The 19,119-nt window shown below is 67.8% G+C and carries 19 protein-coding genes; 12 read left to right on the top strand and 7 right to left on the bottom strand.

Features of this window, described 5'->3' with window-relative positions; all coding sequences use genetic code 11:
* Nucleotides 1-27: 27 nt before the first annotated feature.
* Complete coding sequence (gene putA / locus AC07U0_RS04140; RefSeq protein WP_494718752.1) at nt 28-3,156, bottom strand: bifunctional proline dehydrogenase/L-glutamate gamma-semialdehyde dehydrogenase PutA; 3,129 nt, start codon at nt 3,154-3,156, stop codon at nt 28-30.
* 88 nt (nt 3,157-3,244) lie between these two features.
* Here putA and AC07U0_RS04135 point away from each other — a divergent pair, with 88 nt between their 5' ends.
* The 4 genes from AC07U0_RS04135 (at nt 3,245) to AC07U0_RS04120 (ending at nt 7,431) form a co-directional block, all read left to right on the top strand.
* The gene (locus AC07U0_RS04135; RefSeq protein WP_494718751.1) at nt 3,245-3,736 is read left to right on the top strand and encodes an Lrp/AsnC ligand binding domain-containing protein; all 492 of its coding nucleotides are present in this window, start codon (nt 3,245-3,247) and stop codon (nt 3,734-3,736) included.
* Between the two features lie 72 nt (nt 3,737-3,808).
* Nucleotides 3,809-4,894, top strand: coding sequence for a glycosyltransferase family 4 protein (locus AC07U0_RS04130; RefSeq protein ID WP_494719184.1), 1,086 nt, complete (start codon nt 3,809-3,811; stop codon nt 4,892-4,894).
* 38 nt (nt 4,895-4,932) lie between these two features.
* Nucleotides 4,933-5,610 carry a class I SAM-dependent methyltransferase gene (locus AC07U0_RS04125; RefSeq protein ID WP_494718750.1) on the top strand — a complete coding sequence of 226 codons (678 nt, stop codon included), beginning with the start codon at nt 4,933-4,935 and terminating at the stop codon, nt 5,608-5,610.
* Between the two features lie 72 nt (nt 5,611-5,682).
* Nucleotides 5,683-7,431, top strand: coding sequence for an ATP-binding protein (locus AC07U0_RS04120; protein WP_494718749.1), 1,749 nt, complete (start codon nt 5,683-5,685; stop codon nt 7,429-7,431).
* 10 nt (nt 7,432-7,441) lie between these two features.
* Here the strand turns inward: AC07U0_RS04120 and AC07U0_RS04115 are convergent, their stop codons facing one another.
* From AC07U0_RS04115 to phnC, 4 genes are all read right to left on the bottom strand, one after another.
* On the bottom strand, nt 7,442-8,518 hold the full coding sequence (locus tag AC07U0_RS04115; RefSeq protein ID WP_494718748.1) for a substrate-binding domain-containing protein: 1,077 nt from the start codon (nt 8,516-8,518) through the stop codon (nt 7,442-7,444).
* 90 nt (nt 8,519-8,608) lie between these two features.
* Nucleotides 8,609-9,421: a phosphonate ABC transporter, permease protein PhnE gene (gene phnE, locus AC07U0_RS04110; RefSeq protein WP_494718747.1), complete on the bottom strand. Its 813-nt coding sequence runs from the start codon at nt 9,419-9,421 to the stop codon at nt 8,609-8,611.
* Complete coding sequence (phnD, locus tag AC07U0_RS04105; protein ID WP_494718746.1) at nt 9,418-10,425, bottom strand: phosphate/phosphite/phosphonate ABC transporter substrate-binding protein; 1,008 nt, start codon at nt 10,423-10,425, stop codon at nt 9,418-9,420. The genes phnE and phnD overlap by 4 nt, the downstream gene beginning before the upstream one ends.
* Nucleotides 10,422-11,219, bottom strand: a complete 798-nt coding sequence (phnC, locus tag AC07U0_RS04100) for a phosphonate ABC transporter ATP-binding protein (protein ID WP_494718745.1) — start codon at nt 11,217-11,219, stop codon at nt 10,422-10,424. The genes phnD and phnC overlap by 4 nt, the downstream gene beginning before the upstream one ends.
* Nucleotides 11,220-11,553: 334 nt before the next feature.
* Between phnC and AC07U0_RS04095 the strand changes: the two genes are divergently transcribed.
* The 3 genes from AC07U0_RS04095 (at nt 11,554) to AC07U0_RS04085 (ending at nt 14,518) form a co-directional block, all read left to right on the top strand.
* Nucleotides 11,554-12,819, top strand: coding sequence for a type III PLP-dependent enzyme (locus AC07U0_RS04095; RefSeq protein ID WP_494718744.1), 1,266 nt, complete (start codon nt 11,554-11,556; stop codon nt 12,817-12,819).
* Nucleotides 12,820-12,940: 121 nt separating this feature from the next.
* Complete coding sequence (locus AC07U0_RS04090) at nt 12,941-13,993, top strand: 1,9-bis(guanidino)-5-aza-nonane synthase (protein WP_494718743.1); 1,053 nt, start codon at nt 12,941-12,943, stop codon at nt 13,991-13,993.
* A 147-nt stretch (nt 13,994-14,140) separates the two neighbouring features.
* Nucleotides 14,141-14,518, top strand: coding sequence for a lysozyme inhibitor LprI family protein (locus AC07U0_RS04085; protein ID WP_494718742.1), 378 nt, complete (start codon nt 14,141-14,143; stop codon nt 14,516-14,518).
* 60 nt (nt 14,519-14,578) lie between these two features.
* Here the strand turns inward: AC07U0_RS04085 and AC07U0_RS04080 are convergent, their stop codons facing one another.
* Nucleotides 14,579-15,028: a PadR family transcriptional regulator gene (locus tag AC07U0_RS04080; protein WP_494718741.1), complete on the bottom strand. Its 450-nt coding sequence runs from the start codon at nt 15,026-15,028 to the stop codon at nt 14,579-14,581.
* A 27-nt stretch (nt 15,029-15,055) separates the two neighbouring features.
* Between AC07U0_RS04080 and AC07U0_RS04075 the strand changes: the two genes are divergently transcribed.
* The 5 genes from AC07U0_RS04075 (at nt 15,056) to AC07U0_RS04055 (ending at nt 18,109) form a co-directional block, all read left to right on the top strand.
* Nucleotides 15,056-15,304, top strand: a complete 249-nt coding sequence (locus AC07U0_RS04075; RefSeq protein WP_494718740.1) for a hypothetical protein — start codon at nt 15,056-15,058, stop codon at nt 15,302-15,304.
* A 90-nt stretch (nt 15,305-15,394) separates the two neighbouring features.
* A complete protein-coding gene (locus AC07U0_RS04070; protein WP_494718739.1) occupies nt 15,395-15,643 on the top strand; it encodes a ribonuclease in 249 nt (82 codons plus the stop codon).
* A gap of 109 nt (nt 15,644-15,752) precedes the next feature.
* Nucleotides 15,753-16,286 carry a hypothetical protein gene (locus tag AC07U0_RS04065; RefSeq protein ID WP_494718738.1) on the top strand — a complete coding sequence of 178 codons (534 nt, stop codon included), beginning with the start codon at nt 15,753-15,755 and terminating at the stop codon, nt 16,284-16,286.
* A gap of 8 nt (nt 16,287-16,294) precedes the next feature.
* Nucleotides 16,295-17,125: a phosphatase PAP2 family protein gene (locus AC07U0_RS04060; protein WP_494718737.1), complete on the top strand. Its 831-nt coding sequence runs from the start codon at nt 16,295-16,297 to the stop codon at nt 17,123-17,125.
* Between the two features lie 3 nt (nt 17,126-17,128).
* Complete coding sequence (locus AC07U0_RS04055; RefSeq protein ID WP_494718736.1) at nt 17,129-18,109, top strand: right-handed parallel beta-helix repeat-containing protein; 981 nt, start codon at nt 17,129-17,131, stop codon at nt 18,107-18,109.
* A gap of 12 nt (nt 18,110-18,121) precedes the next feature.
* Here AC07U0_RS04055 and AC07U0_RS04050 read toward each other — a convergent pair whose 3' ends face one another.
* The gene (locus tag AC07U0_RS04050; RefSeq protein WP_494718735.1) at nt 18,122-19,111 is read right to left on the bottom strand and encodes a cation diffusion facilitator family transporter; all 990 of its coding nucleotides are present in this window, start codon (nt 19,109-19,111) and stop codon (nt 18,122-18,124) included.
* Between the last annotated feature and the right edge of the window lie 8 nt (nt 19,112-19,119).

Below are 19,119 nucleotides of genomic sequence, written 5' to 3'. Positions count from 1 at the left end.
TTCGCGCGGGGAGGAGAAACGCGTGCCCTACAGATTCAACAGCGCCGGATCCCCACCCTGCGCCGAGATGTTGTTCGAGATCGCCTTCTCTGAGGCGAAGCGGATCAGGCTGTTGGGGCCGCCGGCCTTGGGGCCGGTGCCGGACAGGCCTTCGCCGCCGAACGGCTGGACGCCGACGACCGCGCCGGTGATTGAGCGGTTGATGTAGACATTGCCGGCCGGGACCAGACGCACGACCTCCTCGGCGAAGGCCTCGATGCGCGAGTGTACGCCCAGCGTCAGGCCATAGCCGCGCGCGGCCAGCTTGCCGGCGACGGTCTTCAGGTCCTTCGGGTCATAGCGATAGACGTGCAGCACCGGGCCAAAGACCTCGCGTTCGAGGAAGTCGGCGGTCGGGATCTCGGCGATGGTCGGGGCGAAAAGATCGCCCTTGCTCGCGCCTTCGGGCAGGGCGGCGCGGGCAATGATCTTCGCCTCTTTCGAGAGCCGCTCGACATGGGCTTCCAGCGCCTTGTGGCTCTCGGCGTCGATGACCGGGCCGATGTCGGTGGCCGGGTCGGTCGGGTCGGCGACGACCTGGGCGGCCAGCGCGCCCTTCAGCCCCTCGATCAGGCTGTCGGCCGAATCCTTCGGCGCATAGAGGATGCGCAGGGCCGAGCAGCGCTGGCCCGCGCTGCCGAAGGCAGACAGGATGACGTCGTCGATGACCTGTTCGCGCAGGGCGGTGGTGTCCACGAACATGGCGTTCAGGCCGCCGGTCTCGGCGATGAAGGGGATGATGGCGCCGGGCCGGGCCGCCAGCGACCGGTTGATGGCCGAGGCCGTATCGGTGCCGCCGGTGAAGGCGACGCCGTCGATGCCGGGGTGCGAAACGAGCTTGGCGCCCACCGTCTCGCCACGGCCCGGAACGAGGGCCAGCAGGTCGGGGTTCAGGCCGGCCTTGTGATAGAGGCGCACGGCCTCGGCGGCGATCAGGGGCGTCTGTTCCGCGGGCTTGGCCAGAACAGCGTTGCCGGCGGCCAGGGCGGCCGCGACCTGACCGGTGAAGATGGCCAGCGGGAAGTTCCACGGGCTGATGCAGGCGAAGACGCCGCGGCCGTGCAGGATCAGCTGGTTCACCTCGCCGACCGGACCCTTCAGGGTCTCGGCGCCGCCGAAATCGCGCTCGGCCAGCATCGCGTAGTAGCGCAGGAAGTCGGCGGCCTCGCGCACCTCGGCGACGCCGTCGTTCAGCGTCTTGCCGGCTTCACGCGAGAGCAGGGCGACGAGCCGGTCCATGTCCGCCTCCAGCGCGTCGGCCATGGCGCGCAGGACGATGGCGCGCTTGGCACCGCCCTGACGGTCCCAGCCGATCTGGGCGCGGGCGGCGAGGTCGGCGGCCGTGTCGATGTCGGCCTCGGAGGCTTCGGACACATGGCCCAGGACCTGCGACCGGTCGAAGGGATTGGTGACGTCGGTCGGGTTGACCCCGGCCTTCAGCTTGCCGCCGATCAGCGGGCCGGAGGTCAGCTTTTCGCTATCCACCTTTTCGAGGGCGGCGGCGTGCTGTTCGCGGACAACGGCCTGCGAATAGTCGCGCCCGAGGGAGTTCTGGCGGTCCATGTACATCTCCTGGGGCGTGGGGATCTTGGCGTGGCGGTCGGGGTGTTGTTCGACCGAGGTGACGGGGTCGGCGGCGACGGCGGAGGCAGGCACCCGTTCGTCCAGCAGGGCGTGGACGAAGGAGGAGTTGGCGCCGTTCTCGAGCAGGCGGCGCACCAGATAGGGCAGCAGGTCCTCATGCCCGCCGACGGGGGCGTAGGCGCGCACGGTGACGGCGCCGAACAGGTCGGTCGCGGCGTCATAGAGAGCCTCGCCCATGCCGTGCAGGCGCTGGAACTCGATCTTGACCTCGCTCGCCGTCGCCATCCGGTGGACGGCGGCCAGCGAGTGGGCGTTGTGGGTCGCGAACTGGGAATAGAGGTGAGGGGCCGCGTCGATCATGGCGCGGGCGCAGACCAGATAGTTCAGGTCAGTCGCGGCCTTGGTTGTGAAGACCGGATAGTCGGTGCGGCCGAAGACCTGGGCGCGCTTGATCTCGGTGTCCCAGTAGGCGCCCTTGACCAGACGCACCATCAGGCGGCGGCCGGACCTCTTCGCGAGGTCGGCGATGCGGGCGATCGCCTCGGGGCCGCGCTTTTGATAGGCTTGAACGGCGAGGCCGAGGCCGGTCCATGACCCCAGCTCCGGCTCATTGGCCAGCCGGTCCAGCAGCTTCAGCGACAGGGCCAGACGGTCGGCCTCTTCCGCGTCCATGGTGAAGTTGATGTCGTATTGGGCCGCGATCTTCGCCAGTCGCAGGATGCGCGGATAGAGTTCGGTCCAGACGCGGTCCTCATGCGTCGCCTCATAGCGGGGCGACAGGGCCGACAGCTTGACCGAGACGCCGTGCCCGACCTCGGGCCCCTGACCCTTGGCCGTCTTGCCGACGGCGGTGATGGCGTCGGCGTAGATGCGCTCATAGCGTTCGGCGTCGGCGGCGGTGCGGGCGCCCTCGCCCAGCATGTCGAACGAGCAGAGCCAGCCCTCCTTGTTCGACCGCTTCAGCGCCGCCTCGATGGTGCGGCCGACCACGAACTGCTCGCCCATGATGCGCACGGCGGCGGCGACGGACTGACGAATGACCGGCTCGCCCAGACGGCCTGCGACACGCTTGAGGAAGCCGGGCAGGTCGGTCTTGGCCTCCTCGTCGGCGTCGACCAGCTTGCCGGTCAGCATCAGGCCCCAGGTCGAGGCGTTGACGAACAGGCTGTCGGACTGGCCGAGGTGCGAGGCCCAGTCGGCCGAACCGATCTTCTCGGCGATCAGCCGGTCGCGGGTGTCCTCGTCGGGGGTGCGCAGCAGGGCCTCGGCCAGACACATCAGGGCCAGCCCCTCGCGCGTGCCCAGCGAGAACTCCTGCAGGAAGCTTTCGACGACACCCTGCTTCTTCTGGCTCTGGCGGGCGTGTTCAACGAGCGCCGTGGCCTCATCGACGACGGCGCGGCGTCCGGCGGCGTCCAGCGGAATGCGGGCCAGGTTGGCGGCGACAGCCTCCCGCTCGTCGGCGAACTTGCCGTGGTCCAGCGTGTCCCAGTGGGCATAGGCGGAGGCGTTGAAGGGGGCGGGCGTGGTCATGCGGCGTCCTCTCGGCCTTCCGGCCCGTCTGTCTTGCGTATATGGCGGGCCTGACCGAATGTGCATCGTATGATCGGCGCACGAGCCGATGATCCTTCGGAAAAACACGCTCTTGGCCGTTGAAAATCTCGACCCCGTCGACCGTCGCCTGCTCAAGGCCCTGCAGGAGGACGGTCGCATGTCCAACGCGGAACTGGCCCGGCGGTGCAATCTGTCGCCCGCGGCCTGTTTCGAACGCGTCCGGCGGCTGCGCGAGCGCGGCGTCATTACCGGCTATGCGGCCCTGATCGACCCGGCCAAGGTCGGGCGCGGCCTGATGATCTTCGTCGAGGTCCTGCTGGACCGCACCACGGGCGACCAGTTCGAGGCCTTCGCCGAAATGGTGCGCCGCCAGCCCGAGGTGCTGGAGTGCCATATGGTCGCCGGCGGCTTCGACTATCTGATCAAGGCCCGGGTCGGGGACATGGACGCCTATCGCGCCTTCCTCGGCGACGTGCTGACGCGGATGCCGGGGGTGCGCGAAACCCGCACATACGCCGTTCTCGAAGAGGTGAAATCCACGACGGCGCTTCCGCTCTAAACGCGTCTCGCAATCGTCGCCGTGACCCGCTATGGCTTCCTGCTCGACAACGGCGGGAGCCACTCGGCCCACATGCGTATCGTTCTGGCCACCGACGCCTGGGAGCCCCAGGTCAACGGCGTCGTCCGCACCCTGACCCGTACGGTCGCGGAATGCCGCGCCATGGGCCATGAGGTCGAGGTCATCGAGCCCAGCCAGTTCAAGACCATTCCCTGCCCGACCTATCCGGAAATCCGGCTGGCGCTGGGCGCGGAAGAAGAGATCCGCGAGCGCCTGCGCGCCTTCGAACCCGAGGCGGTGCACATCGCCACCGAAGGCCCTATCGGCATCGCCATGCGGCGCATTTGCGTGGAGTGGAAGCTGCCCTTCACGACCAGCTATCACACCAAATTCCCCGAATATGTCTCGGCCCGTTTCCCGATCCCGGTCCAGGTCGGCTATGCCTATATGAAGTGGTTCCACAAGCCGTCGGGCCGGCTGATGGTCGCCACCCCGACCCTGCGCGATGAGCTGCAGGCGCACGGCTTCAAGAACGTCTCGCCCTGGACGCGGGGCGTCGACACCGAACAGTTCAACCCCGATCTCGAACGCATCTTCGACGAGCTGGGTGGCAAGGACTGGCCGCGGCCATTCTGGCTGAACGTCGGCCGCGTCGCCGTCGAGAAGAACATCGAGGCCTTCCTCGAAACCGACCTGCCCGGCACCAAGATCGTCGTCGGCGACGGTCCGGCCCGCGCCGATCTGGAAGAACGCTATCCCAATGCCAAATTCCTCGGCGCCCGCTTCGGTCAGGAGCTGGCCCGCTGCTTCCGCGACGCCGACGTCTTCGTCTTCCCCAGCTGGACCGACACCTTCGGCCTGGTGATCCTGGAGGCCATGGCGGCGGGGACCCCGGTCGCGGCCTATCCGGCCCACGGCCCCATCGACATCATTCCGGGCTCCAACGCCGGCGCCATCGACGAAGACCTCAAGACCGCCTGCCTCAAGGCGCTGGACTGCGATCGCACGGCGGTGCGCGCCTATGCCGAGAAATTCAGCTGGCGCGCCTCGGCCGAGCAGTTCGTCGAGAACCTCGAACCCTATCCCGATCCCGAGCGCGGCCGCTTCTGGCGGCGTCTGCGGCGTATCGCGCGGGTGCGCAGACGCGCGGCGGCGTGACGGTAGCTCCGGGCAATCGGCGGGACCTCTTCGCCCGGATGCGCAGGGCGCTGGCCCGAGCGCGCCGGCCCGATTGGCGTCGCTCGAACGCCCACCGCTTCGGCCTGGTCTATACGAACCGGTTCTGGGATGTCGGGGGCTCGGCTTCGGGGCCGGGCTCCGATCGAGGTTCGCCGAGTGTGAGCCATGCCCTCGCCGTTCTGGACGAGGTCTCCGCGCGCTTCCCGATCCGGTCGGTCGCCGATATTCCGTGCGGCGATTTCAACTGGATCGACGACTGGCTCACGGCGCATCCCGAGGTCGACTACGTCGGATACGACATCGTGCCCGAGCTGATCGCCCGTAACCGCAGGCTCTGGCCCGGTGTGCGTTTCGAGCTTCTGGACATCACGCGCCAGAAGCCGGCATCCGCTGACCTGATCTTCTGCAAGGACCTGATCAATCACCAGCGCGAAAAGGACGTGTGGGCGACCCTGTCGAACATGACCGCATCGGGCTCGAAGTGGCTGCTGGTCACCTCAAACCCCGGCTTCGAGAACAAGGATCTGGATCTGTTCGCTCCAGGAGCGTCCCGGCTCCTCGATTTGTGCGCCCCGCCCTACAATCTGCCTCCGCCGGTGATGGGGGATCACTATCTGTCGCTCTGGCGCCTGACCGACGTCGCACCCATCGTTGCGAAGCGTCGCCAGAAGTCTGAGTTTTCTCACAGAAAATAGCCGAACGCGGTTCATCGAGTTTACACTCTGTGAACCAAACTGGAGTGTAGTTCCCCGCGGGGAAATACGCTCATGACGTCCGACTGGACCGACGACATCACGGCAGCGATGGAGGCGCGCTCACAGCAGTGGCGCCTGCGCGTGATCATCGCGGCCCTGATCGCCCTGGTCTTCCATTCCTTCACCGGCGCGGGCTTCGCCTTCGGCTGGTTCGGCGTCTACTGCGCCCTGCAGTGGATCGAATACGACTTCGGCCCCCGCGGCGCCTGGGTGACGCGGCTGAGCCGGCTGGACTGGGCGCGCGCCAGCGTCGGCATGATCCTGATCAACAACCTGGCCTTCGCCACCATCGGCCTGGCCGAGCTGCAGAGCGGGTCGGGCGTGGCCATCTCCTGTTCGGCCATGCTGTTCGGTGGATCGATTCTGAACGCCATCATGATTTCAACCACCTCGCGGCCTCTGGTTCTGGCCTCGGTGGCGCCGCACCTGGCCTTCGCCCTGGTCCTCCCGGTCGCCATGGCGTTGCGGGGCGCGCCCCTGCTGGAATCCTTCCAGGTCTTTGTCGCCATTATGATGCTGGTCGTGGCCAGTCTGATGACCTGGCGGCAGTTGGCCTCCACGATGCTCGAGGTGCGCCGCGCCAAGGCCGAGGCCATCGAGGCCAACAAGGCCAAGAGCGAATTCCTCACGGTCATGAGCCACGAGATCCGCACCCCCCTGAACGGCGTGCTGGGCATGGCCCAGGCCATGTCGGCCGACACGCTTTCGGGCAGCCAGCGTGAGCGGCTGGAGGTCGTAACCCAGTCGGGCCAGGCCCTGCTGGCCATCGTCAATGACGTGCTGGATCTGGCCAAGGTCGAGGCCGGCAAGGTCGAGCTGGAAAACCGCCCCTTCGATCTGGAGGCGACGATCCGTCAGGCCGAGGCCAGTTTCGAGGCCATCGCTGTGTCCAAGGGTCTGGTCTTCAACTCCACGGTCGAGCCTTCGGCGGCGGGCCGCTACATGGGCGACGCCCTGCGGCTGCGGCAGGTGCTGGCCAATCTGGTTTCCAATGCGGTGAAGTTCACCGACGAAGGTTGCATCACCGTCGCCGCGCGGCGTGAGGACGGCGAACTGGTGCTGGTCGTCGAGGACACCGGCCCCGGCTGCACGCCGGAGCAGATGGGCCGGCTGTTCCTGAAGTTCGAACAGGCCGACGTCTCGACCACCCGCCGGTTCGGGGGCACGGGCCTGGGCCTGTCGATCTGCAGCGAACTGACCGGGCTGATGGGCGGATCCATCCAGGCCGAGGCGGTCGAACCGCACGGCCTGCGTTTCGTCACCCGCCTGCCGCTGGAATGGCTGGGCGGCGAGGATGAGGCCGTGGCGGTCGTGTCTGTCGTGCATGCCGAGGAAGAGGGCAGGGCCTTGCGGGTGCTCGCCGCCGAGGACCACCCGGTCAATCGTCAGGTGCTGACGGTGCTCCTGGCCCAGGCCGGAATCGTGCCGACCATCGTCGAGAATGGCGCCCTGGCCGTCGAGGCCTGGCGCGAGGGCCAGTGGGACCTGATCCTGATGGATGTGCAGATGCCGGTCATGGACGGGCCGGGCGCCACGGCCGCCATCCGCGCCGAGGAGTTCGCCGAAGGCCGCGACCACACCCCGATCATCGCCCTGACCGCCAATGTCATGACCCATCAGATCGAGGACTACCGCAGCATCGGCATGGACGCCGTTGTCGGCAAGCCAATCCAGATGGACGAGCTGATGCGCGCCATGGCCCGGGTGCTGGAAGACAACGACGTAGACGCCGCGCGCTCTGGAGCCCTGGCCGCGGCCTGAGGCGGTTTCCCTATTTCGTCGGGGCCGCCATCGGCGTCAGGCTGGCGGCGATGGCGCGCTGGGCCTGAAGCTGGTCTTCCGGCAGCGGCACCAGACCCCGATCCTGCAGATAGCCGCCCTTGCCGGTCGCGGCGTCGGACATGAACTCGGACAGGAACTGCTGCAGGCCGGGGGTCACCCCGATGTGGGCCTTCTTGACGTAGATGTAGAGGCTGCGGGCCAGCGGATAGGTGCCGTCGGCGATGGTCTCGGCGGTCGGGGCGATACCGTCGATGGTCTCGGCCTTCACCGTGTCGAGGTTCTGTTCCAGGAAGGAGAAGCCGAACACGCCCAGCGAGCCCGGGGTGCGGGTCAGGGTCTGGACGATGGCGTTGTCGTTCTCGCCGGCGTCGATCCAGGCGCCGTCCTCACGCAGGGTGTGGGTCAGGGTCTCGAACTTGGTCTTGTCGTCCTTGAAGGCGGCGACGGCGGGGATCAGGCCGCCGCCCGGGGCCATGCCCAGCTCCAGGAAGGCGTCGCGGGTGCCCGAGGTCGGCGGCGGGCCGTAGACCATGATGCGCTGGTTCGGCAGGCCCGGATTGACCTGGTTCCAGGTCGTCGTCGGGTTGGCCACGAAGGCGCCGCCGGCGCCGGGGACTTGCTTGGCCAGACCCTCATAGAGGTCGTTCAGTTCGAAGTTGAAGCCGTTGCCGTTGCGGGCCGTGGCGATGACGATGCCGTCATAGCCGATCTTGATCTCGATGATCTCGGTGACGCCGTTCTTCTGGCACAGCTCGTATTCCGACTTCTTGAGCGGACGCGAGGCGTTGGCGATGTCGGGGGTCGAGGGGCCGACGCCCTGACAGAAGGCCTGGATGCCGCCGCCGGTGCCCAGCGATTCGACCCGCGGCGCCGCGCCGCCGGGATTGTTGCGCCCGAAATTCTCGGCGACGCGGGTGGCGAAGGGGAAGACGGTCGAGGAGCCGGCGGCCCAGATGCCCGCGCGCTGGGCCTGGGGGGCGCCACCGCCGCCCTGGCCGCAAGCGGCGACCGCGACGACGGTCACAGCCATCAGGGCGGCCGAGGCGGCCAATTGCTTGCGGGTCATCAGACGCTCTCCGAACGGACGTTTCCGCCCGTGCTTAGAGCAGGCTTTTGTGACGGTACGGCTACCGTTCCGGCGAGGCGTTTTGTCCTGTCAGAGCAGGCGCTTGCGCATCGTCTGCGACAGCATGTCGATCAGGGTCACGGCGACGATGATGATGATCACCACGGCCGACACTGACCGGAAATCGAAGGCGTTCATCCGGTCGAACAGAACCTGGCCGATGCCGCCCGCGCCGATCAGGCCGAGCACGGTCGCCGAGCGGCTGTTGGACTCGAAGCGGTAGAGGGCGAAGGAGGTCCAAAGGGGGGCGACCTGGGGAATGACGCCCCAGAAGATCTCGTGCAGGGGCGAGGCGCCCGTAGCGCGCACGCCCTCGACGGGGCCCTTGTCGATCGACTCGACGGCTTCGGAGAACAGCTTGGCCAGGACGCCGGCCGTGTTCAGGGCGATGGCGAGAACGCCCGGCAGCGGCCCCAGGCCCACGGCGACCACGAACAGCAGGCCGATGACCAGATCCGGGATCGAACGCAACAGGTTCATCACCCAGCGCACCGGCGTCACCACCCAGATCGGGGCGATGTTGCGGGCGGCCGCGAGGCCCAGCGGGATGGCCGCGAAAATGGCCAGGAAGGTGCCCCAGAGCGCGATCTGGATCGTCTCCCACATCTTGGCGACATAGATTTTCCAGTCGGCGAAGTCGGGCTTGAGCAGTTCGGCCGCGAACTGGCCGGTGTGCTCATTGGCTTCGAAAAGCTTGGTGATGTTGCCCAGGTCGACGGCCTTGACGCTGTAGGCCAGGACCACGGCGACGCCGCCCCAGATCAACAGGTCCAGCAGCATGGCCCCGAGGGACTTGGACGGGGCCTTGGGAATGACGGCGGTATCGAGGGGGGCGGCGGTCAAGGCTGGACCTCGGCGCGGGCGCGCAGGCGTTGCAGTTCGGCCTCGGCGGCGGTGACGCCGGCGGCGTCGCCCTTGGCCCTGGCGTCGGTCAGCTTCTGGTCGGCGACCATCAGGCGGATCGGGTCCAGATAGCCGTCATCGGCGGCGCGGAACTCCGAATACTCCAGCGCGGACAGCACCTGGCGCTGGCGGTCGGCCTCGACGCCCGTGCCCTTGCCGTAGGACAGGAAGAAGGCGCGGATCTTTTCCTTCAGGGCCGGCGGCAGGCTCTCGGACACCACGATGCCCGATTCCGGGATCGGCGGGGACTGCCAGATGTCATGGATCTGGGCGGCCATGACCGGATTCTCGCGGTTCATGAAGACGGTGTTGACGCTGTTCGAGGTCGCCACGTCGAGCACGCCCGAGGCGACGCCGAGCGCGTTCGACTGGTGGTTGGCCGAACGCACGGTCTTGAAGCAGTTGGCCGGGACGATGCCGCGCGGATTGAACAGGAAGGACATGGGGGCCAGGGTGCCCGAGGTCGACTGGGCGTCGCCGATGCCGAAATTGTACTTCTTGCCGCAGGCCAGGACCATGTCGAGGGTGATCCCGGAGTCCTTCCGGGCGATCAGCGTGGCCTGGTAGCTGTCCAGACCTTCCTTGTTGACGGTGCGGGCGATGACCTCGGCGTTGGCGCGATCGACGGCCTCGAGCGCGGGCTTGGCCGAGAACCAGCCGACCTGGGTCTGTTCGCCGCGCATGGCCTCGACCAGGACGGTGTAGTTGGAGCCGAAGAAGGGTTTGACCGTGACGCCGGTCGCCTTGGACATGTCGTCCAGCAGCGGCTGCCACAGCGGGCCGGCCGAGGCCTGGCCCTCGGCGGACAGGATGGAGAAGGTGATCTCGGTCGGCATGGCGCCGGCGGCCTTCTTCTCGCCGCCTCCGCAGGAGGCGACGCCGAGCGCGACAGCAGCGACGGCCGCGAGGCCGAGCAGGCGGCGGGTAAGGAGGGTGCGGCTCATGCCTTGGCTTCCCAGAACGCGTCCTCGAACTCGGGACCGTAGATGTCGATAAGGGTCTTGGTGTCCAGGCTGGTCGAGGGACCGTCATAGACGATCTTGCCAGCCTTCAGCGCGATGACGCGCTCGCAGTAGCGGATGGCGTAGTCGACCTGGTGCAGGGTGACGATGACGCCCAGACCGTCGCGCTTGTTCAGTTCGACCAGCAGTTCCATGACCTTGCGGGCCGAAACGGGGTCGAGCGAGGCGACGGGCTCGTCGGCGAGGACGGCTTGTGCGCCCTGGACGATGGCGCGGGCGATGGCGCCGCGCTGCTGCTGGCCGCCCGAAAGGGTGTTGGCGCGCTGGGCCGCATAGTCGGCGACGCCGACGCGGTGCAGGGCGGCCATGGCCTTGTCCTTGTCCGCCCTGGGCCAGGCGCCGAGGATGCCGCGCCAGCCGGGCAGGCGGCCGAGCGCGCCGAGCATGACGTTGGAGAACAGCGACAGCCGGCCGACCAGGTTGAACTGCTGGAAGATCATGCCGAGTTTGGCGCGGGCGGCCCGGATCTGGCCGGTGGTGCGGCCGTTCTTCTGCACCGTCTCGCCGAACACCTGGATCGTCCCCTTGCCGGGGTCGATGGGGTGCATGCCGGTGATGGAGCGCAGCAGGGTGGACTTGCCGGAGCCGGACGGTCCGATCAGGGCCACCATCTCTCCGGCGGCGACCTCCACCGACACGCCGTCGAGCGCCTTGCGGGCGCCGTAGGTCTTCGACACATCACGAACGGATGCGACGGCTGGGGAAGTGGAACTCATCGGGCTCGCTGGTGCGGCTGAAACGGGGGCGCCGAATGACGCGAGAGGGGCGTTTCGGCAAGTCTTAATGCCATGCGGGCGGATGCGGCGTCCAGTGCTGTGGACAATGGGCGACAGCCGCGCCGGGCCCCGGGGGACGTCTCCGGCTTGTCTTTGAAATCCCGAGACCTTCCGCAGGCGGATCAAACCGGCCTCTGGTCAGGCCCCGCCTAGAAAAAACCTCTTTACATGACAGTCCCGTGACCCTACATCGCCCTCTCCGGCGGACCCCGTAGGTCTAACGTTGCGCTGCTAACGCCGGTCTGGGTTTAACAATTACAGGGGTTTACGTGAATTGCGCACGTATCATTTCCCCCTGGACCTGGTCCGCGAGCGGTCCCCCGAACGTCCTGTCGCACTCGTGCGGCCGGCGACGGTTTCCGTAGCGGCGCGCTGGTTCCAGGACAATCTGAACGCTGACGTCTTCTATGCGGTGAAGGCCAACCCTTCGCGCTGGGTCATCGAAGCTCTCGTCGAATCCGGCGTGAACTCGTTCGACGTCGCCTCGCTCGCCGAGATCGAGCTGGTGCGTTCGGTCGCCCCCGACGCGCGTCTGGCCTTCATGCATCCGGTCAAGAGCCGGTCGGCGATCACAAAGGCGTACTTCGACCATGGAGTCCGCACCTTCTCGCTCGACTGCATGGACGAGCTGCAGAAGATCCTCGACTCGACCGCCGGCGCCACCGATCTGAACCTGATCGTGCGCATGGCCGTCTCGGCCGAGGGCGCGGCCTACACCCTGTCGGGCAAGTTCGGCGTCTCCGTCGACCAGGCGCCGCCCCTGCTGCTGGCCGTGCGCCGGGCGGTGGTCGACGGCCTGATGGGGGTGTCGTTCCACGTCGGTTCGCAGTGCATGCGCCCGACCGCCTATCAGGCGGCCATGTCCCAGGTCGGCCGTGCGATCTCGCGCGCCGGCGTCATCGTCGATGTCGTGGACGTCGGCGGCGGCTTCCCCTCGGTCTATCCGGGCATGGTCCCGCCGGACATGAGCGAATACGCCGACGCCATCCACCGCGGCTTCAACGAAATGCCCGTGTCGGAAACGACCGAGCTGTGGTGCGAGCCCGGCCGGGCCCTGGTCGCCGAAAGCTCGTCGATCCTGTGCAAGGTCGAGCTGCGCAAGGGCGACGCCCTGTATCTGAACGACGGCTCCTACGGCTCGCTGTTCGACGCCACCCACTCGCGCTGGCCCTTCCCGACCAAGCTGGTCCGGGACGGCGAGTCCGCGTCGGAGCTCAAGCCGTTCCAGTTCTACGGCCCGACCTGCGACTCGATCGACCATATGCCGGGTCCGTTCTGGCTGCCGGCCGATATCCGCGAAGGCGACTATATCGAGATCGGCATGCTGGGCGCCTATGGCGTGGCCATGTCGACCGGCTTCAACGGCTATGGCGAGCACGATCTCGCCGCGGTCGAGGACGCCCCGATGGCCTCGCTCTACGGCCTGGCGCCGCGCTCCATCCCGACCGTGCGCACCACGGCGGAAGAGAACGCCCGCAAGGTCGTCCGCCTGTCGCGCCCCAAGGGCAAGGCCGGCCAGCGCAAGAAGGCGAAACGCTAGACATCCTGTCCCGCTGACGCCAAAGCGTCGCGAACGCGTTTGATAAAGCAGCGGCCCGTCGCTCCGTCCGGGCCGCTGCCTTCGCTATGACGGGCGCTCAAATCAAAGGGAAACCCCTGAAATGAACGCACCCGTCGAGTCGAACACCAAGGCGCAGCTGCTCCAGAACGTGGTCGAGCACGTCGACATCACCTCGTTCGACGCCCGGCCGATCATCGACAGCATGCGCAAGATGTCGTTCTCGTCGCGCGACACCGCCCGCGCCGCCGACATCTTCAACATGGCGCTCGAGGACAAGGACTGTTCGCCGTGGCTGATCCTGGCCGGCTCGACCTCGGCCGGCGGCTGCATGCATGTGTACCGCGACATGGTGAAGTTCGGCATGATCGACGCCGTGGTCGCAACGGGCGCCTCGATCGTCGACATGGATTTCTTCGAGGCCCTGGGCTTCAAACACTATCAGGCCGCCGGCGAGGTCGACGACAACGTCCTGCGCGAAAACTACATCGACCGGATCTACGACACCTATATCGACGAGGAAGAACTCCAGGCCTGCGACCACACGATCCTCGAGATCTGCGACCGTCTGGAGCCGCGCGGCTATTCCTCGCGTGAGTTCATCTGGGAGATGGGCAAGTGGCTGTCCGAAGGGAACGCCAAAAAGGAAGGCTCGCTGATCCAGACCGCCTATGAAGAAGGCGTGCCGATCTTCTGCCCGGCCTTCGTCGACTCCTCGGCCGGCTTTGGTCTGGTCAAGCACCAGAAGCAGCGCATCGCCGAGGGCAAGCCCTATCTGATGATCGACGCGGTCGCCGACTTCCGCGAACTGACCGACATCAAGATCGCGGCGGGCGTCACCGGCCTGTTCATGGTTGGCGGCGGCGTGCCCAAGAACTTCGCCCAGGACACGGTGGTCTGCGCCGAAATCCTCGGCGTCGACGCCGAGATGCACCGCTACGCGGTCCAGATCACCGTCGCCGACGTGCGCGACGGCGCCTGCTCGTCGTCGACGCTGAAAGAGGCCGCCTCCTGGGGCAAGGTCCAGACCACCCACGAACAGATGGTCTTCGCCGAAGCCACCACCGTCGTGCCCCTGATCGGCTCGGACGCCTACCACCGCGGCAGCTGGAAGACCCGCGACAAGCGCCGCTGGGCCAAGCTGTTCGGGAAGTAAGCCCGCGCTCGATCAAGTCTGGATGAGGCAAGAAGGGGAGAAGGTCGGATCGGCCTTCTCCCTTTTCCAATTGCGATCGCGACCTTCCGATCGGTCCGGCGTTTCGAACGGGCGGCGCTGAACGCCGCGCGATTTCGGAGACGCAGAATGAACCGCAAGCTGAAGGCCGCCCTTGTGGCCGTCATCCCCTGTTTCGTGGCGGGCGCGGCGATCGCCCAGTCGCAGACCGGTATGAACGCCTCTGCGGCCCAGGCTGCGAGAGACGCGGATCGGGCGCTGAACACCCAGTATACGGCGACCATGAACAGGCTTTCGCCGCCTTCGCGCACACTGTTGCGCGACGCCCAGCGCGCCTGGATCACCTTCCGCGACCAGCAATGCCGCTATGAGGCGTCCGGCGTGCGGGGCGGCTCCGCCTTTTCCATGGTCCAGTCCGGCTGCCTTGCCCGATTGAGCACGGAACGCACGCGCGACCTGCGGCGCCTCGGCCAGTGTCAGGAAGGCGATCTGTCCTGCCCGCGCTAGAGGGCGCAAAAAAGGGGCCGCGAGCGATCGCGGCCCCTTCGTCATGCGCAGCGGGGAGCGTTACTCCCCGCTGATTTCCCGCACGGCCTTCATCAGGGCCTCGACGACCTTGGCGGTCTCGGGGTCCGACCAGCCGCCGGGCTTCATCTGCACGGCCTGGCGCAGGGTGTGGAAGGCTTCGCGAACCACTTCCGGCGTCTGTTCTCCGGCGACAAATTTGGCGGCAAGGGCCATGCGCTGCATGACGCCGTCGACGGCCGCGCGGTTCTCCGCCAGCCAGGCCTGACCGGCCTCGGTGACCGAGAAGACCCGCTTGCCGGACGCATCCTCGACGCCCGCGATCAGGCCTTCGTCGGCCAGCAGCGACAGGGTCGGATAGACCACGCCGGGCGAGGGGGCGTAGCCGCCGCCGAACGCGGTCTCGATGGCCTTGATCAGGTCGTAGCCGTGGCGCGGCTCCTGTTCGATCAGGGCCAGCAGCACCAGCCTCAGATCACCGGGGCCGAACATGCGGCGTCCGCGTCCCGGGCCGCGTCCATGACCGCGGCCTTCACCGCGCTCACCCATGCGGCCCCCCATACGGTCCATCGGGCCACGGCCTTCGCCACGACCCCACGGCCCGGCGTGATGGCCGAAGCGGCCCCCGCCCTGACCCCGGCCTTCGTGGCCGCAGAAATGACGGCCGTGACGACCGCCGCGTTGACCTTCACCGCGTCCTTCGCGGTCCTCGTGAAATCCAAACATGATGTGTTCCTTCGTTTTCATGTCGCAAAGATATATCTTTAAGAGCGTTACGCAAGGATCTTGAGATATATCTTTTTGCATATCGGAACCGGGACCTCGCTCGTGGGCTTTTGTCTCGAGAAGGAGCCCGCCATGTCAGACCCCCACGTCACCGAAGACGCCCGCGAAGCCGACGACATCGGCGAGAAGCCCGATCTGGGCCGAACCGCCGACACCCTGATCGACGTGCTCAACGGCACGGATTCCGGCTCGGACACCCGCGCGGGTTCGCTGCGCGGCGGGTCGGCGACGGGTTCGGACGACGATCCTGATCAGGAGCTGATCAACGAAACCCTCGCCAGCGAGGGCATGGTCGACAAGGCCGAGACAGCCAAAGACTGACTCCCGATCCATCATCGGTCGTCCGAGCGGCGCCGTAGCGCCTTGCCGCCGCCGCAACGATGGGCCACGGTGGCGTCAGTAGAGAAACGTGCCCAGGGACGAGACCGGAATGAAGCGCAGTCTGGCGGCGGTAGTCGCCCTTCTGACGGTGGCGTCACTTACTGTGGGCCTGTCCGCCTGTGATCCGTCGGGCAAGGACCACAAGGCTTCCGACACCCCGTCCGATTCCCCGGCGAAGACCGGCGCCGAATCGCCTGTCGCCGAAACCGGGGCCCCCGCGACCACGGGTGCGGCTCCGGCCGACGCCCCGGCCGCGACTGTGGTCCGCCTGGGCAATGCGCCTGATTTCGCCGCTGTCTATCCGGGCGGAGTGGTCGAGGCGCCACCGACCGTCGCGGGCGGTCCCGCCGGTCCCGGCGGTCTGGTCACCTTCACGACGGATGCGAAGCCCGAAGCGGTGATCGGCTTCTACAAGCAGCGCGCCGAGGCCGCGGGTCTGGCGCCGGTCATGTCGCTGAACCGTGGCGACACCGTCGCCTATGGCGCGGCCGAGCCCGCCAACGGCGCCATGGTCCAGGTCGTGGCCACCGCAGTGGACCAGGCGCCGACCTCGGTCCAGCTGACCTGGAGCGCGGGTCAGTGAGAAGGGCCGTGACCGCGCCGGTTCTGGCCGCCGCGCTTCTGGCCATTCCTGTCATCGCCGCCTGCGCCTCGACCCCCTATGGCGAACCCGCAGGCGCCTCGACGACGGCGACCCCGATCGCTGATCCGGTCCTCGCCGGCTATTTGACGGAGGCACGGATCAAGGCTCTGGCCGACGCCGTGCCCGCCCCCTCGGCCGACGGATCGGCCGAGCAGATCGCCGACCGCGCCCTGTCGGACCGCTATCGCGCGCTGGAGAATTCCGACCGATGGCTTCTGGCCACCGCCCATGCCGAACTCAGCCCCGAACTGGCGCGTCAGCATTTCGACTGCGCCCTCGGGGTCCGCTTCACCGGGACTGCCACCCCTCGCCTGAACGCCGTCCTCGCGAAAATCCTGCACGACGCCAACGAAGCCGCCGAGGCCGCCAAGTCGCGTGAATTCCGCCCCCGCCCCGTCGGCGTCGACATGGCCCGTCCCGCCTGCACGCGCATCAGCGAGGCCGGCCGCCGCAGTCCCTCCTATCCGTCCGGCAGCGCCTCGGTCGGGGCCGCCTATGGCGAGGTCATGGCGGCCGTGGATCCGGCCCATGCCGCCGAGGCCCGCGCCATCGCCCATCAGATCGGCGTCAGCCGCATCGTCTGCGCCATGCACTATCCCGCCGACGTCGCCGCCGGCGAGGCGCTGGGCAAGGCCGTCTTCGCCGAGGCCGCCGCCACCCCCGCCTTCCAGACCGAGCTCGTCGCCCTGCGCGCCGAACTGGCTGATGTGCGCCGCACGGGCCTGACCAACCCCGGCTGCGTCGCCGAACGCGCCGCCCTGGCCATGCCCCTGCCTTAGGGGATGGTCGGGCCGTTCCTCGCCCTCCTTCTACAGTCGAGCGGCTGGTCGCTGCCTGCGACCCGTGTCTGTTCCGCGGAGGAGATCCGCGACCTCACGGCTGCGCCTGACGCCGCCGAGACGCCCTTCCGCCTGACCTGCCGCGCCGACCTCAATGGCCGCCCGGTCCTGCGCCGTATCCTGATCGAGGGCGCGGAGGCCTCTGGCGCGGGCGTCGACTGCGGCGGCGGTGGGGTTGGTCGCCCCGGCGCCCGCACCACGACCCAGACGCCGACGATCGCGATCTGGTCGCGTCGTATCGACGGGCCCGAGCCCCGCTGGAGCCGCCCGACCGACGTCTTCATCCGCAACTGCACCGTCCACGGCGCGATCCGCATCTGGGGCATGGGGGCGGGCGGCCGCATCGACGACCTGCGCACCTCCTCGCGCACGCCCGGCCATACGGCGGCGGCGCAAGGCGCCGCGCCATCGCACATCGTCCTGACCAATCTGACCTTCGCCGCGACCGGCTCCATCCCCCTCTATGTCGGGCCGGGCGTGACGGCGGTGACGGTCGAGGGCGGGCGTTTCAGCGGGCGGTCGGATTCCACGGCCGTCTATCTGGACGCCGAGAGCGCCGGGAACAGCATCCGCGATGTGACCTTCGCCGTCCGCACCCCGCGCGAGATCATCGCCGTCGACGGCTCGGCCCGGAACACGATCACCGGCAATCGTTTCGCCCTGAATGGGCAGGGCGGCGTCTTCCTTTATCGCAACTGCGGAGAGGACGGGGTGATCCGGCACCAGACCCCGTCGGACAATGTGATCACCGACAATGTCTTCACCGGCGCCGCGATGCTCAGGCCGCGTACCGTGGTGGTCGGGGCGCGCGAGGGCGGGCGGCGCTACTGTGCAGACGACCGGGGCTGGCCCTTCGGCTCCAGCATCGACGACGGCGACCATGCGACCGGCAATACGGTGGCGCGCAACCGCGCCATGCGCTGATCTGGGCGCTGATCAGCAGTTCGGGCAGTCCGGCAGGGCGCCGGTTTCGAGCTGCAGCGTCGTATGGCCGATGGAGAACCGGCTGCGGGCCAGTTTCTGCGCCTCGATCAACAGGGCGGCGCCGTCTGCCCGGTCGTGAACCAGATGGGCGGTCAGGGCCGTCTCGGTCGTCGACAGGCCCCAGACGTGCAGGTCGTGCACCGCCGAAACCCCGGGCAGGGCGAGGAAGGCGGCCTTGACCGCCGCCACATCGACCGACGGCGGCGCGGCGTCGAGCGCCAGATTGACCGAGTCCTTCAGCAGGCCCCAGGTCCCCAACAGGATCACCGCCACGATCAGGATCGACACCAGCGGATCGAGGATCGACCAGCCCGTGACCATGATGATCCCGCCTGACAGCACGACCCCGATCGAGACGGCGGCGTCGGACATCATGTGCAGATAGGCGCCCTTGGCGTTCAGGTCCGAATGCTGGTCGCGCATGAACAACAGGGCGGTGCCGAGGTTGATGACGAACCCGATGCCGGCGACGATCATGATCATCACCGAATGGACGGGCGCCGGATCGGTCAGCCGCTGCACGGCCTCGAAGGCGATGGCCCCGCAGGCGAAGATCAGCAACAGGGCGTTGGCCAGGGCCGCCAGCACAGTCGCCTTGCCGAAGCCGTAGGTCAGCTGCTTTCCCGCCGCGCGCCGCGCCAGCACCGCCGCGCCCCCGGCCATGGCCAGGCCGAGAACGTCGGACAGGTTGTGGCCCGCGTCGGCCATCAGGGCGGTCGAGCCACTGAAAATCCCGGCCCCGAACTCGCAGGCCACAAAGGCCAGGTTGACGATCAGCCCGACGCCATAGCGCCAGTCGCCGGTGTCGACCGGGCCGTGGTGGTGGCCGGCATGACCGTGGGCGTGCCCATGGGAATGAGAATGGCCATGCGAATGCCCGTGATCGTGACCCGAATGGTCGTGATCGTGGTCGTCATGCGCGTGGTCGTGGGGGGAAGCCATGCCCCGTC

The organism is Brevundimonas sp. GW821-FHT02A10, assembly GCF_059422025.1.
The sequence above is the reverse complement of the archived record's forward strand: the minus strand, read 5'-3'. Positions and strand labels throughout refer to the sequence as shown.

What these genes read in the sequence shown, in the direction of transcription:
- AC07U0_RS04085 (WP_494718742.1), top strand. Translation starts at nt 14,141, where the DNA reads ATGAACCGCAAGCTGAAGGCCGCCCTTGTGGCCGTCATCCCCTGTTTC.
- AC07U0_RS04120 (WP_494718749.1), top strand. Translation starts at nt 5,683, where the DNA reads ATGACGTCCGACTGGACCGACGACATCACGGCAGCGATGGAGGCGCGC.
- phnC (WP_494718745.1), bottom strand. Translation starts at nt 11,219, where the DNA reads ATGAGTTCCACTTCCCCAGCCGTCGCATCCGTTCGTGATGTGTCGAAG.
- AC07U0_RS04050 (WP_494718735.1), bottom strand. Translation starts at nt 19,111, where the DNA reads ATGGCTTCCCCCCACGACCACGCGCATGACGACCACGATCACGACCAT.
- phnD (WP_494718746.1), bottom strand. Translation starts at nt 10,425, where the DNA reads ATGAGCCGCACCCTCCTTACCCGCCGCCTGCTCGGCCTCGCGGCCGTC.
- AC07U0_RS04070 (WP_494718739.1), top strand. Translation starts at nt 15,395, where the DNA reads ATGTCAGACCCCCACGTCACCGAAGACGCCCGCGAAGCCGACGACATC.
- AC07U0_RS04125 (WP_494718750.1), top strand. Translation starts at nt 4,933, where the DNA reads ATGCGCAGGGCGCTGGCCCGAGCGCGCCGGCCCGATTGGCGTCGCTCG.
- AC07U0_RS04080 (WP_494718741.1), bottom strand. Translation starts at nt 15,028, where the DNA reads ATGTTCGGCCCCGGTGATCTGAGGCTGGTGCTGCTGGCCCTGATCGAA.
- AC07U0_RS04090 (WP_494718743.1), top strand. Translation starts at nt 12,941, where the DNA reads ATGAACGCACCCGTCGAGTCGAACACCAAGGCGCAGCTGCTCCAGAAC.
- AC07U0_RS04115 (WP_494718748.1), bottom strand. Translation starts at nt 8,518, where the DNA reads ATGACCCGCAAGCAATTGGCCGCCTCGGCCGCCCTGATGGCTGTGACC.
- AC07U0_RS04055 (WP_494718736.1), top strand. Translation starts at nt 17,129, where the DNA reads ATGGTCGGGCCGTTCCTCGCCCTCCTTCTACAGTCGAGCGGCTGGTCG.
- AC07U0_RS04065 (WP_494718738.1), top strand. Translation starts at nt 15,753, where the DNA reads ATGAAGCGCAGTCTGGCGGCGGTAGTCGCCCTTCTGACGGTGGCGTCA.
- AC07U0_RS04130 (WP_494719184.1), top strand. Translation starts at nt 3,809, where the DNA reads ATGCGTATCGTTCTGGCCACCGACGCCTGGGAGCCCCAGGTCAACGGC.
- AC07U0_RS04075 (WP_494718740.1), top strand. Translation starts at nt 15,056, where the DNA reads ATGACCGCGGCCTTCACCGCGCTCACCCATGCGGCCCCCCATACGGTC.
- putA (WP_494718752.1), bottom strand. Translation starts at nt 3,156, where the DNA reads ATGACCACGCCCGCCCCCTTCAACGCCTCCGCCTATGCCCACTGGGAC.
- AC07U0_RS04135 (WP_494718751.1), top strand. Translation starts at nt 3,245, where the DNA reads ATGATCCTTCGGAAAAACACGCTCTTGGCCGTTGAAAATCTCGACCCC.